The 13,280-nt window shown below is 64.0% G+C and carries 11 protein-coding genes; 8 read left to right on the forward strand and 3 right to left on the reverse strand.

All coding sequences use genetic code 11. The features are described 5' to 3' along the window. The first annotated feature begins 245 nt into the window (after window positions 1-245). The 3 genes from AC4ELS_RS02175 (at window position 246) to AC4ELS_RS02185 (ending at window position 4,086) form a co-directional block, all read left to right on the forward strand. Window positions 246-1,214, forward strand: a complete 969-nt coding sequence (locus tag AC4ELS_RS02175; RefSeq protein ID WP_064887269.1) for a sulfotransferase family protein — start codon at window positions 246-248, stop codon at window positions 1,212-1,214. A 194-nt stretch (window positions 1,215-1,408) separates the two neighbouring features. Then, window positions 1,409-2,698 carry a hypothetical protein gene (locus AC4ELS_RS02180; protein WP_498883329.1) on the forward strand — a complete coding sequence of 430 codons (1,290 nt, stop codon included), beginning with the start codon at window positions 1,409-1,411 and terminating at the stop codon, window positions 2,696-2,698. Between the two features lie 110 nt (window positions 2,699-2,808). Next, on the forward strand, window positions 2,809-4,086 hold the full coding sequence (locus AC4ELS_RS02185; protein ID WP_463806828.1) for a glycosyltransferase: 1,278 nt from the start codon (window positions 2,809-2,811) through the stop codon (window positions 4,084-4,086). A 22-nt stretch (window positions 4,087-4,108) separates the two neighbouring features. Here the strand turns inward: AC4ELS_RS02185 and AC4ELS_RS02190 are convergent, their stop codons facing one another. Next, window positions 4,109-4,864 (reverse strand): GAP family protein, encoded by a 756-nt coding sequence (locus AC4ELS_RS02190; protein ID WP_498883267.1) that lies wholly within the window; start codon window positions 4,862-4,864, stop codon window positions 4,109-4,111. A gap of 313 nt (window positions 4,865-5,177) precedes the next feature. On the opposite strand from AC4ELS_RS02190, the gene AC4ELS_RS02195 reads away from it, so the two are divergent. Continuing rightward, window positions 5,178-6,458, forward strand: a complete 1,281-nt coding sequence (locus AC4ELS_RS02195) for a glycosyltransferase (protein ID WP_498883268.1) — start codon at window positions 5,178-5,180, stop codon at window positions 6,456-6,458. Between the two features lie 96 nt (window positions 6,459-6,554). Then, window positions 6,555-7,343, forward strand: coding sequence for a class I SAM-dependent methyltransferase (locus AC4ELS_RS02200; RefSeq protein ID WP_064887249.1), 789 nt, complete (start codon window positions 6,555-6,557; stop codon window positions 7,341-7,343). 43 nt (window positions 7,344-7,386) lie between these two features. Here AC4ELS_RS02200 and AC4ELS_RS02205 read toward each other — a convergent pair whose 3' ends face one another. Continuing rightward, complete coding sequence (locus tag AC4ELS_RS02205; protein ID WP_498883269.1) at window positions 7,387-8,175, reverse strand: GAP family protein; 789 nt, start codon at window positions 8,173-8,175, stop codon at window positions 7,387-7,389. A gap of 278 nt (window positions 8,176-8,453) precedes the next feature. Here AC4ELS_RS02205 and AC4ELS_RS02210 point away from each other — a divergent pair, with 278 nt between their 5' ends. The 3 genes from AC4ELS_RS02210 (at window position 8,454) to AC4ELS_RS02220 (ending at window position 11,825) form a co-directional block, all read left to right on the forward strand. Then, complete coding sequence (locus AC4ELS_RS02210) at window positions 8,454-9,362, forward strand: class I SAM-dependent methyltransferase (RefSeq protein WP_082963460.1); 909 nt, start codon at window positions 8,454-8,456, stop codon at window positions 9,360-9,362. Window positions 9,363-9,578: 216 nt separating this feature from the next. Next, window positions 9,579-10,418 (forward strand): TylF/MycF/NovP-related O-methyltransferase, encoded by an 840-nt coding sequence (locus AC4ELS_RS02215; protein ID WP_064887252.1) that lies wholly within the window; start codon window positions 9,579-9,581, stop codon window positions 10,416-10,418. Between the two features lie 141 nt (window positions 10,419-10,559). Beyond that, complete coding sequence (locus AC4ELS_RS02220) at window positions 10,560-11,825, forward strand: glycosyltransferase (RefSeq protein WP_064887253.1); 1,266 nt, start codon at window positions 10,560-10,562, stop codon at window positions 11,823-11,825. A gap of 26 nt (window positions 11,826-11,851) precedes the next feature. Here the strand turns inward: AC4ELS_RS02220 and AC4ELS_RS02225 are convergent, their stop codons facing one another. Next, window positions 11,852-13,255: a cytochrome P450 gene (locus AC4ELS_RS02225; protein WP_082941900.1), complete on the reverse strand. Its 1,404-nt coding sequence runs from the start codon at window positions 13,253-13,255 to the stop codon at window positions 11,852-11,854. Window positions 13,256-13,280 lie beyond the last annotated feature (25 nt).

A 13,280-nucleotide genomic window follows, 5' to 3' on the forward strand; every position in this document is an offset into this window, starting at 1 on the left:
GCCGTGGTCGTTTCGTTCGTCTACGGCGGGTCCGTCGGGCCCACGGTCGAACCCTTCGGCGAGATCGGTGACCGATTGCCAACAGATTGTGTGGCCTATGGCAATTCGCCCCGATAGCAACGCATTTCCTAATACTCTGCCGTCATGAGTCAGAGCCGATACACCGCTGCGCAACGCGCCGCAGGATCTCCCTCCATCTGCTCCGCGCGTGAGCTGCCCGCAACGTCGTTCGAGGAGTCGTGCTCGTGACCCCCGCCAGTGACAGCGGTTCGACGGCCCGGCCGGTCGCATTGTTCGTTTTGGGTGTGCCTCGTTCCGGAACCTCTGCGGTCACCCGGGTCCTCTCGCTGTGCGGTGCCACGCTCCCGGCGGGGCTGTCGGGTGCAGATCCGCGCAACCCGCGTGGCTACTGGGAGCCGCGGGCGTCGCTCCATCTCAACAACACGATCTTGCGTCGCTACGGCAGCGCCGTATTCGACCCGTCACTACGCCTGCAAGAGGACGGGGGGCTCGATGCAGACCAGAAGGCTTTCTGTATCAACAAGATCGGACAGTTTCTCGCCACCTTGCCGGCCGCGCCTGTCGTACTCATCAAGGATCTGCAGATAACGCTGCTGTCCAGCTTGTGGTTCGAAGCGGCACGGCAGGCCGGCTTCGACATCGCTGTTGTGAACATGGTGCGTCCTCCGCAGGAAGTCATCGCATCAGGTGCCGCGGACTTCCTGACATCGCCGGAGCTCGGCAGTGCACTGTGGCTGAAGTTCAACCTGCTGGCCGAGAGAGATACCCGCGAGCTACCGCGCGTGTTCGTCGAGTACGCCAACCTGCTCGAGGATTGGCGTCGTGAAGTCAAACGGATCTCGTTGGCTCTCGGCATCGATCTGGACAACCGGGATGAGGACGCGATCGAGGAGTTCCTCACCCCGGATCTCCACCGCCAGCGGCAGACCGGCCCTGTGACGGAAACTTTCGGCACAGACTGGATTTCCTCGGTTTACGACGCGCTGAGCGCGGCCGCACGCGACGAGCCCGTGGACCAGGTCGAGTTGGATCGCGTGTATGCGGCGTACCGGGCGAGCGAACAGGGTTTCCGGTCGGTGTTCGAGAATTCCGTCCGGTTGAACAAGCTCAATCGATTCGTCCGGCCGTCGCTCCTGAAGTTTCGCTACGAGGCCGTTGCACTGGCCAACCGGCGCCGTGGGACCTGGGCCTGACCCGTCTGTAACCGGGCGTCGTTGCGGTCACGCAGCCGCATGCCGATGATGAAAGAGGCTAGTTAGTGTCGGGACGAACAAGTCGTGTACGGGAATCTCTGAGACCGCGCCAAGTACCCAAAGAACGTGTGCAACTAGATAATCGGCTCGCGTTGGCCGACGAGGCATCGTTGGCGGAGCATCGCGCTGCCGGCATGAAGGTGGTCATCCAGGTCACCTGGCTGTACGACCGTGCCGTCGATCTCGATGGGCTGCGACGTTTTCACCATAATCTCGGCCAGGGTTTGTTGGGGCGTCGCATCGAGCGCCCGGCGCTGCCGGTCGCCCGGCACCGATGGGTTGTGGACCGGGGTCCGTCAGATGTCGACATCGCTGAGTCGACCCGTCCGCGTGCCGATTTCAGTTCCTGGGTCGACGAACGGTCGCAGCTTCCGGTCGATGCGGAGACGGGCCCCGGCTGGCACATCGGTGTCGTACGCCTCGACGACGGCTCGACCGCGGTCAGTCTGGTGCTCTCGCACAATCTGATCGATGGGCTCGGCCTTGCGCTCGTGATAGTCGAAGGGACACTGGGTAAAACCCGCGATCTCGGGTATCCGCCGCCACGGTCGCGTACTCGACTGCGCGCGTTGGCCCAGGATGCCCGAGAAACCGCGCGCGACGTACCCAAGGCCGCCCGGGCGCTCGTCACGGCGGTGAAATCTGCCAGAGAGCAGGCTCGGGCCAAGTCCGAGGACAATCCTTCATCGGCACCGCAGTCTGTCCCGGCGGTCAATGCAGTCGGCACCGATGAGGTCGTGCTCGTACCGGCTCTGACGATCTACGTCGACCTCGGTGAGTGGGACGCGCGCGCCGAAGCGCTCGGCGGAGCGAGTCACACGCTGGCCGCGGCGTTTGCCGCGAAGTTCGGTGAGCACATCGGCCGCACGCGCGACAAGGACGGTGCCGTCACCCTCCAGATCCCGATCAGCGACCGCACAGAGGACGACACCCGAGCGATGGCACTGTCGTACGCGCGCGTCACGATCGACCCCGCCCCTGTCGCGACGGATCTGCGCGAAGTCCGTGCGGCCGTCAAACAGACGCTGGCGACGTTGAAAGAGACCTCAGAGGAGTCCAAGCAGCTCCTGTGGCTGCCCTCGTTCATGCCGAAGCGGATGCTCAAACAGATGGTCTCCAGAGTGCCTGCGGATCCGGACCAAGCGGTGTTCTGTTCTTACCTGGGCGATCTCAGCTCGTTCATCAGCGAGGCCGACGGCACCGTGGCCGAGTTCGCGAATGCGCGAACGACGGGGCAACAAGAATCGCGACAGCTCCTCGAGCGGACCGGCGGCCGATTGGTCATCCTCTCTGGACGCCTGAGCGGCAAGATCTTCATCAGCGTCGGGGCCTACCAACCTGGCGCGGAGAACTCCACATTCGCCCTGCGGGAACTGGCAGCACGCACGCTGGCTGATTTTGATCTTGTCGGCGAGATCCACTGACGTACCAGCTGTGCGGTAGGTAGCCTAGACCGTTCAATCCCGAAGATCATCTGCCACACCGTTGTTCGCCAACAGGTCCCAACTGGAGAGTTCATGTCGAGAGACGCGCGATGAAGCTCGTGCTGGCAAGCTATGGCACCCGCGGTGATGTGGAGCCCTGCGTCGCGGTCGGTTGCGAGCTGCAGCGCCGCGGACATGACGTGCGTTTGGCTGTCCCGCCCGACCTGGTTGCCTTCTCCGAGGCGGCCGGGCTTGAGACGGTCCCTTACGGTCCGGACACGGCGGTATGGGCGGACGCGCACCGCGACTTCTGGGTCCGGTTCTTCGGCAACTTCTGGAAGATCCCGGAACTGATGAAACTGATGCGCGAGATGCGCGAGATCGGGGAGTCCGTTGTCCGGTTCTGGGAGGACATCACGACGACGTTGACGTCGTTGGCCGACGGGGCGGATCTACTCATCACATTTCTGAATTTCGAACCGCCGGCGGTCAACGTCGCTGAGTACTACGGCATCCCGATGGCCACGGTGCACGTCTCGCCGGTACGGCCCAATGGCCGGATGTTGTCGTTCCTGCCCCCCGCGTTGGGGCGTTCCGCTCTGAAGGTGTACCAGTGGGCGAATTGGCGTGGGGTCAAGAAATTCGACGACGCGCAGCGGCGCCAGCTGGGTCTGCCGAAGGCCACGGGGTCATCGCCGCGACGGATCACCGAACGCGGATCCTTGGAGATACAGGCCTACGACGAGGTGTGTTTTCCCGGGCTGGCTGCCGAGTGGGCGCAATGGACCGACCAAAGGCCCTTTGTCGGTGCCCTGACGATGGAGCTGACCACAGACGGCGATGACGAGATCGCTGCCTGGGTTGCGGCGGGAACACCGCCGATTTTCTTCAGCTTTGGCAGCACACCGGTCAAGTCTCCCGCTGACACGTTGATGATGATCGAGAAGGCCTGCGCGGAGCTGGGGGAGCGGGCCTTGGTGTGCGCCGGTTCGAGTGACTTCAGCCAGGTACCCGATTCCGACCAGGTCAAGGTCGTGGACACGATGAACTTCGCGTCCGTGTTCCCTGCGTGCCGCGCGTTGGTGCACCACGGCGGTATGGGCACGATGTCCGCAGGCCTGCGCGCCGGGGTACCTATGCTCGTCTACTGGACGGCGCTCGACCAAGCATTGTGGGCATCTCGCGTCGAACAGCTGAAAGTTGGTTTCGGACGGCGCATCTCGGCGGCCAGCAGCGAGCGGCTCGCTTCAGACCTGCGCACGATTCTCGATCCGCAGTACGTTGCCCGTGCCCGCGAGATCGCTACCCAGATGACCACACCGGACGACAGCGTCGCCGACACCGCCGATCACCTGGAGCGGTTCGCGCGGTCAGGGCGTTCTGGATGAGCTGAGCATCTGAGCTTCCCGCTCAGATGATGTCCAATCCCCGCACTACCTGCAGCAATCCAATCATCACGAAGATGCCTATCATCACCTGGCGTCGGTTGGCCAGCGCCCAGTCGTGGACCGGTTGCAGGACAGCCTGGGTTCGTGCCGGGGCGATCAGGTGGCTGATGACGGCGACCTCGAAAACGGCGAACATCGCGACGACGAACAGGATGACGGCGATGATCTGTGTGCCCGTCGACGCCCCGGAGGACACGACGGTGGTCGCCACAAAGAGGACCAGCGGAAACCCTGGTATGAACCCCAGACCGCACACCAACGCGACCCACAGGGCGCCGCTGTCCCAGGCTCGTTGAAGTCGGCGGAACAGGCGGCGAATGGCGGAGTCGCCTTCTGTCGCTTCCCCCACACCGGCGAACGGCGACGAGATCTGGCCCGTCCCCTCGGATTCCGGAACCTCGCTTGGTGCATTGCCGGCCGGTGTCGGCACCTGCGCTCGCTGACGCACCCAGTAACGAACTGCGATCAGCAGCGCGACCGATAACACCAGGACGCCCATCCCGAGTTGGATGTGCCGGGCTGCGGCGCTGGCGGCCGGTGTCTGAGGGCTGAACATCGGCGCGCGGTGCAGCAACACCACTGGCACCAACAGGGCGGGAATATTCGTTGTGAGGCAGCCGATCCAGCACACGAGCAGGTTATGCACCGGCCGTGGACGCGAGATCACGAGAAGGATGAGGGCGAGAAGCGCGGGATTGAACGCCATCAGAATCGCCATCCCGAGTAATGAGCCCCACACGGCGGGGAACATTACCTGCTAGTTAATTATTTTTTGGGCCTTTGGCAACCTGGTCGATCTTGGTCCACGTGACCTCGGCCCGTACGTGGGCGGTTCCGACGGAAGCCGTGCTCTGGCACGGACCGGCGGCGCCGACGCGCTGCGGTTGCGTGCGGGCATCGGTCGAATCTTCCGTAGTCTCTTCCGGATTCAGCTGCTCCGTTTTGGAACAGAACTGACAGGGGATGGGGATAATGACCGATGTCTTCGGGCAGCTCACAGGCTCGACAACTGAAAGGCTAGAGGCTCCGCGATGAAATTTGTGCTGGCTTTCTATGGGACGCGTGGTGATGTAGAGCCTGGAGTTGCGGTCGGTCGTGAACTGGTGCGGCGCGGTCACGAAGTGCGCATGGCCGTCTCGCCCGATCTGGTCGAGTTCGTGATGGCGGCCGGACCGGAGGCCATTGCATGCGGACCGGACGTGCGGGTGTGGCAAGACCTGAACCGGGATTTCTGGGCACGCTTCTTGCGCAAGTTCTGGAGGAACTTCTGGCGGGTCCGGGATCTGGCCGGTTTGCTGCGCGAGGAATGGCATCTCTTCGACCAGTACTGGCAGGACGTCAGCAAGACGCTGACGTCTTTGGTGGACGGGGCGGATGTGCTCTTTACCGGCGTGATCGGCGAGGAGGCTGCCGGCAACGTCGCGGAAGGTTGCGGAATTCCGCTGGCGATGTTGCATGTGTTCCCGATGCGGCCCAACGGGCAGCTGGTCCCGGCGCTACCGGCTCCGTTGGCTCGCACAATGATGAAGGCGTCGGAGTGGCTGAGCTGGCCCATGATGAAAAGGCTGGAGGACCCGCAGCGGCGCGAACTTGGCTTGGCCAAGGCAACTGGTCCCTCTGCGTGGAGAGTTGCCGCACGCGGCTCATTGGAGCTCCAGGCCTACGACGAGATCTTCTTCCCCGGGCTGGCGGAGGAATGGGCGGAATGGAATGGGCAGCGCCCCTTCGTCGGTGCGTTGACGATGGAGTTGCCGACCGACACCGACGACGAGGTCGCCGACTGGATCGCCGCGGGAACCCCGCCGATCTGCTTCGGTTTCGGCAGCATGCCGGTGGACTCCGGCGCCGAGACGCTGGCCATGATCAGTGCCGCATGTGTCGAGTTGGGCGAGCGGGCGTTGGTGTGCGCCGGCGCGAGTGACTTCAGCGACGTCCCCCATTCCGATCACGTCAAGGTGGTCAGCACCATGAACTATGCCGCTGCCTTTCCTGCTTGCCGTGCCGTCGTGCACCACGGCGGCGCGGGCACCACTGCCGCTGGGCTGCGGGCCGGGGCTCCCACCTTGATCCTTTCGACGGACCTGGATCAGACGCTGTGGGGGGCGCGGATCAAGCGACTGAAAGTGGGTACCGCTCGGCGTCTTTCGGCCACTACCCAGAAGACGTTGGTGGCGGACCTGCGTACCGTCCTCGAGCCGGAGTGTTCGGCTCGCGCCCGCGAGGTCGCCACTCGCATGACCAAACCCGCAGAAAGCGTGGCGACCACCGCCGACCTGTTGGAAAAGCTCGGTCGCCTCAAGCGTGCCGGCTGATCGTCCCGACGGGCACAACGACATCGCACGGTGAAAGCCCTTTTGGCACGCCGCAATCGCGGTGACTTTACGACTTCTGGTCGGATCACGACCGCGATGACCCATGATGTCTGGGTGGAAAGCAGAACCTCCGACATCGCGAACATGCCCCGGGGCGGGCCGGACGCGTCCTGGCTGGATCGGCGATTGCAGACCGACCGGCTGGAGTACCTGGATCGCGACGACGTCGATGATCTGAAACGCAAGGTCATGGATTCTCTGGACCGTGCCGGGGGGCGGCGGCGGATCGGTATCCACGAGAAGTGCGCCCGGATGGTGCTTCGCGAGGTGGCCGACGTGCCTGCGCCGAAGATCTTGGAACTCGGTGCGGGACTCGGCGGGCTGTCGCGCAAGCTGTTGGAGATGCATCCCACCGCGCAGCTGACGGTCACCGACCTCGAGCCGACGTTTGTGGCGGGCATGGCCGCCGGAGATCTCGGCAGTCACCCTCGCGCCGTTGTCCGGGAGATGGATGCCACCGAAATCGACGCGCCGGACGGCTATTACGACCTGGCGGTGTTTGCGTTGTCGTTGCATCATCTGACTCCCGAACTCGCCGTCCAGGTGTTTGCGGCGGGCACCAGGGCGGCGAAGAAGCTGCTGATAGTCGATCTCCCCAGGCCGCCGGCGCCTTTGCACGTTCTTCTGTTGGCGGTGGTGCTGCCGCTGGTAAAGGTTTCGCCGCTGCAACACGACGGATTCATCAGCTCCCTGCGCGCCTACAGTCCGGCGGCGTTGCGTGCGCTGGGCCGGCACGCTGACCCGTCGATCACCGTCGAATTCCGGACTCGACGAGGCCTGGGTCCGACGGTGGCGGTGGCCAGCCGGTCCCGGCACGGTGGCTAGCGGAGTCGATCGAACTCTCGTAGTCCGTCGGGTCGTGCCCAGCTCAGATGGTGTTCAAACCCTTGGCAATCAGCATGACGCCGGCCAATATGCACATGGCCACCAAGATTTTTCGATGGTGAGCCCACGCCCAGTCATGCAGCCGTTGCAGGACGGCTTCGGTTTTCGTGGGAGCGGCCAGATAGCTGACGAGGACGATCTCGACAACGGCCAGCATGCCGACGATGAATGCGATCGCGGCGGTGATCTGCGTGCCGACCGCCGCTCCGGAGACGACGACGATCGCGAGTAGGAACAGAGCCACGTCGGGTGGGGCCCCGGCAAATGAGAAGCCGATCACGAACGAGACCCACAGGGCTCCGCTTTCCCAGGCATCGTGGCCGCGCCGCAGCAGGCGCCGGAAAAGGGATGTGCCGCCTTCCGGTTCTTCTTTCGCGCGGGCGAGGAGTCGTGAGACCGGCGTCGAGGTGTCGGCGTCGAGGACCATCGTCGACGCGCCACCATCCGTAGCCGGTAGCTTCGCCCGCTGACGCACCCAGAAGTGCACCGTCAGCACTGTGGCAGTCGTCAGCGCGACCGCACCCATGCCGATCTGGATGTAACCGCCGGTCGAACTCTTGGCCCAGGATTCCGCGGTCGACTTGAACATCGGCGTCGCGTGCAGCAGCGTCAGCGGAACGATCAGCGTAGGAATGCATGCAGCCATGCAGCCGGCACCGAACATCAGCAGGTTCTGCACGGGTCGCGGCCGGGAGATCACGAGAAGGGTGATCCCGATGCGCATGGGATCGAGGCCAACCAAAATTCCTAGCGCCAGCACCGATCCCCACACGGTCCAAACACTACCCGGTTGCTCCTGCCGGCCCGCTCGTTTCGCACCGACGGTGTCCTTGATGATGCATTCCCGGCACGCCAAAGTCGGTTTGCCAGCGCTAACTTGGCTCATGCACAGGCCTGCCGGCATGTCGGTTTCGGCCCGGCGGCAGACTATGGACGTTATGCTCTCGCGGTGGCGTGGAGTTCTCTGAGGATGGCCGAGTGTCCGCGATAACCAGAGATTGCCGGTTATGCGGATCCACTGGCCCCCATCCGGCGATTGACGTTCGCGAGATGATGTTCGGTACTCGGGAACAATTTGAATATTTCTGCTGCGCTGCGTGCGATACCTTGCAGATCGACAAGGAGCTTGAGGGCGAAGACCTCATGCGTCACTACCCCTCGAACTACTACTCGCACAGCGCGTCAGCGCAACCGGGCGCGTTTCGATGGCTGGTCACACAGCATGACGAGTACAAGCTGCGCGGCGGCAATCCGATCGTCGGTGCATTCATGAAGGCGCGTCTGACCGAAGGGCTCTTCCGTGTGCTCCTCGGCGGCGACGTCGTCAGGATGCTCGCTCAATTGGCCGTGGACCACGACTCGCGCATTCTGGACGTCGGTTGTGGCACCGGGGGACTGCTGGACCGTCTGACCAGAATTGGATTCAACAACTTGGTCGGCGCGGACCCGTTCATCGAGGCCGATGGCCGATCTGCTGAAGGTGTGCCGCTGATGAAGGCAGATCTGCGCGATGTCGACGGCAAATTCGACCTCATCATGTTCAATCATTCGCTCGAACACGTTCCCGACCCGGTCGAGACCCTCAAGGTGGCGTACGGCAAGCTCGCCGCCGGAGGCATGTGCCTGGCTCGTGTGCCCACGACTTCGTCGGAAGCGTGGAGCACCTACCGGGCCGATTGGGTGCAGGCCGATGCACCGCGGCACATGGTCATACCCTCGCGGCAGGGAATGGCGGTGGCGGCCGAACGGGCTGGAATGCGAGTGGTTCGGACGTTCGATGACTCGAATTTGGGCCAGTTTCTCGGCAGTGAAGCCTATCGGCGTGATGTCCCGGTGACCGATCCGAAGATACTGCGGATGTTCGGACCCAAGCAGCTCTGGGCGTGGGAAAAACGCGCACAATTGCTCAACCGACAGGGACGGGGCGACCAGACGGGATTCGTCCTACAGGCAATCTGAGGTATCGGACCAGTGGGAGCGGCCGGCCACCGGAAATCTTCTCTCTCACAGTCGATCTTGCGATTCGGGCACCGGTTGGCCCGCTGCGCTTTCGTCGTCGTGCCATCGTGCGGGTCAATTTCCCCATACTCAATCAGCAAACCGATCCGGCTAGCGCCGGTTCGAGGCTAGAGTCACTCGAACTTACTGGAATACGAGCTGGGGGCCCAATTTCACGTGACCGACCACGATGTTCGATCGCTGTACCTCGATCTGATCCGAGGCAACCTCACGAGGTACGGGATGCCGGAACGAATGCCCGCCGAGTGGACGCTGAGGCGACGGCTCTACTTCAAGACCCTCAATCGCATGATGGTTCGCGGTGGGGCGCATCGACTTGCCCGCGCGACTCCGAACGAGAATCGCAGCACCCTCGTCCGGCACAAGCGGGACTTGGGCATCGATTGGCCGGCGGAGGCCGAGACGATGATCGGAATGCAACGACTGACCAGTCTTCAGCAGTGTGTCGAGACTGTACTCGCGGAGGACATCCCCGGCGACCTGATCGAATGTGGTGTGTGGCGGGGCGGGGCCTGCATCCTGATGCGTGCCGTACTGGCCGCCTATGGGGATCAGACACGAAGCGTCTGGGTGGCGGACTCGTTCCAGGGCCTGCCACCTGCCGACCCCGACAACTACATCGCCGACAAGGGGCTCAGGACGCAGAGCCTGGCCGGCATACTGGGCGTGCCAGAAACTGAGGTCAGGGCGAACTTCGAGCGCTACGGACTGATGGACGACCAGGTCCGCTTCCTGCCCGGTTGGTTCAAGGACACCCTTAAAGACGCGCCGATCGATCGCATTGCGGTGCTGCGGATCGACGGCGATCTGTACGAATCCACGATCCAGGCACTCGACGCGCTCTACCCGCGGCTGTCCCCACAGGGCTTCTGCATCATCGACGACTATCACGATCTCGAGCCATGTCGGCAAGCCGTCACCGACTACCGTGCGGAGCACGGGATCACCGCCGAGATCGTAGATATCGACGGGACTGCTGTGCTCTGGCGTAAATAGCGAAAGGCGTTGGATCGTTCTGGATCTCACGTCGACGGCGTGCCGGCCGCGTTATGCTGCCGAGCAGTTGAGCGTCGTCCGCAAGAGCTCCGGCTGTCATTTTCGCGGGCGCGCAAGGGACGTGAGAGGCCAGAATCTGCAATGAAGATTGTCCTGGCAAGCTACGGAACCCGCGGTGACATCGAGCCGTGTGTCGCCGTGGGCCGTGAGCTGCTACGACGCGGACACGACGTGCACATGGCTGTCCCGCCCGACCTCGTCGGCTTTGCCGAGGCGGCCGGGCCGACAGCGATCCCGTACGGGCCGGATCTGCAGGCGGTGCTGGATGCGCACCGCGACTTCTGGACCCACTTCTTCCGGAACTTCTGGAAGGTCCGCGAGATGATCAGGTTGCGACGGGAAGTGGTGGCGCCGTTCCACCAGTGCTGGAAGGACATCATTGCCACTTTGACGTCGCTCGCCGAAGATGCCGACCTGCTGTTCACCGGGGTGAATTTCGAGGATGCCGCCGGCAACGTCGCTGAGTACTACGACATTCCGTTGGCCACATTGCATCTGTTCCCGCTTCGCGCCAATGGCCAGTTCGTGCCGTTCCTGCCGGGGCGGCTGGGCCGAACGGCGATGCGAGTGTCCGAATGGATTGCCTGGCGCAACGCAAGGAAAGTCGAGGGCATACAGCGAGGCGAACTGGCGTTGCCGAAGGCCACCTCGCCCTCGCCGTGGCGGCTCACCGAACGCGGTTGCCTGGAGATCCAGGGGTACGACGAAGCCTGCTTTCCCGGGTTGGCCGACGAATGGGCGCAATGGTCCGGTCAGCGGCCCTTCGTCGGTGCCCTGACGATGAATCTGCCAGGTGATTCAGACGAAGAGGTCGCCAGGTGGATCGCGGCGGGGCCACCACCGATATTCTTCGGCTTCGGCAGCTTGCCGATGGAATCGGGCGCGAAAACACTCGCGATGATCAACTCGGCCTGCGCACAGCTCGGAGAGCGGGCGCTGGTGTGTGCGGCCGGAACCGACCTGAGCCACCTTCCCCGGTCCGAGCACGTCAAGATCGTCGGCACGATGAATTTCGCGACGGCGTTTCCCGGTTGTCGCGCGGTGGTGCACCATGGCGGATTGGGCACCACCGCCGCGGGCCTGCGCGCGGGGGTTCCCACGTTGATCCTGTCGACCGATCTCGATCAGACGCTGTGGGGGCGCCGGGTCAAGGTGCTGAAAGTGGGTACGGCCCGGCGCTTTTCGGGCACGACGGAGAAGAGCCTGGTTGCCGACCTGCGCACGATCCTCGAGCCGCAATATGCCGCCCGAGCGCGCGAGGTCGCCGCCCAGATGACCCAGCCTGCCGAAAGTATCGCGACCGCGGCAGATCTCGTGGAGAAACTTGCCGGCGTCGGCCGGCTGTGACACAGCTCTGATCGGAGCTTTCCGCGTTACTCCGGCGAGTCACGTGAACCATGAGCGCTGGCGGGGCAGTGTTGTGGTGTTGCGGCCTGCGATGGCGGCTCGGCATCTCGGATCGCGCGGACATGGATCATCCCGCCACGATGCGGAACGAACGTGACGTGCTTCGCCCGCTGCTTTTCGTCAGCCGCAGCAGTCGTGCTCAATTCGACCCGGCGCAGGATCTCACGGAGGACGAGCCGTATCTCCACCATGGCGAAGGTGGCACCGAGGCAGCGGCGGTTTCCGCCACCGAAAGGGAGCCAGGTGGTGGGGCTGAGGGAGGCGTCGAGCATTCGATCCGGGTCGAATCGATCCGGATCGGGGTACACCTCGGCGCTCGCGTGCACCAGCCCGATGGCCGGGTCCACCATGATGCCGGCCGGCAACCGATAGCCACCGATCTCGGTCGGCTCCTTGAGAACCCGTCCGGAGCTGAACAGCACCGGACGGATCCGCAACGTCTCCTTGACCACGGCGTCGAGGTACTCGTCGCCGGACGCGTCGCCTGCCGCGCTGGCATCGGCGGCCCGCACCGCCTTGGCCAGTGCCTCCGGGTGGCGGGTCAGTCGCTCCAACGCCCAGGACAGTGCCGTCGCGGTGGTCTCGTGTCCGGCCGCGATCGCGGTCAGGAGCTGGTCGCGCAGTTCGCTGTCGGACATGGTGCGACCGTCGTCGTCGGTGGCGCGGACCAGCATGGCCAGCACGTCGGTACGGTGCTCGAGGTCGGGGTCGGCACGCCGGTCGGCGATCTCGGCGTAGAGCAGGGCGTCAGCTTCCTCGAATCGCCGGCCGACGCCTCGCCACGGGCGATGGCGCCGCAGGCTCGGTTTCGTAATCGCCGGTGTCTCCCAGGGTTTCATGTAGAGCAACCGCGGCACCACCCGGCGCAGCGCGGCCAGTCGCGCGGGGTCGCTGGCGCCGATGACTGTTCGCAGGATCACCTCGAGCGTGATCTCCGTCGTCATGGGTGCCACCGGGAAGCTCTTTCCGACCGGCCACCCGGCGACGTTCTCTGCGGCGATCTCGACCATCTGAGCAGCCTGCTGCGCGACGGCGTCGCGATGAAATGCCGGCATCGTCAGGCGGCGCAGGGAGTGGTGCGCGTCCTCGTCGAGCACAAACAGCGAGCTCTCGCCGAGGAGACCGCGGAAAAACCAATGTGCTTCGCCGGAATGAAAGACCCGAGGGTCACCGGCGTACACCGTCTTGATGTCGGCAGGGTCGGCAAGGTAGACGACCGTGCCCGACAACGGAATACGCAGCCGGAACATGTTCCCGTAGCGGCGCTGGCACGCGCGCAGGAAGCGTAGACCGAAGCTTGCCATCAACGTGGACTGCACCACCATGGGAAGTGGAGGGCCGGGCGGCAGTTCGGTTTTCGCGGCAGTCACTTTGCGTGATCCCTAGCTACTAGAC

The sequence above is a fragment of the Mycobacterium shunyiense genome (assembly GCF_058270035.1).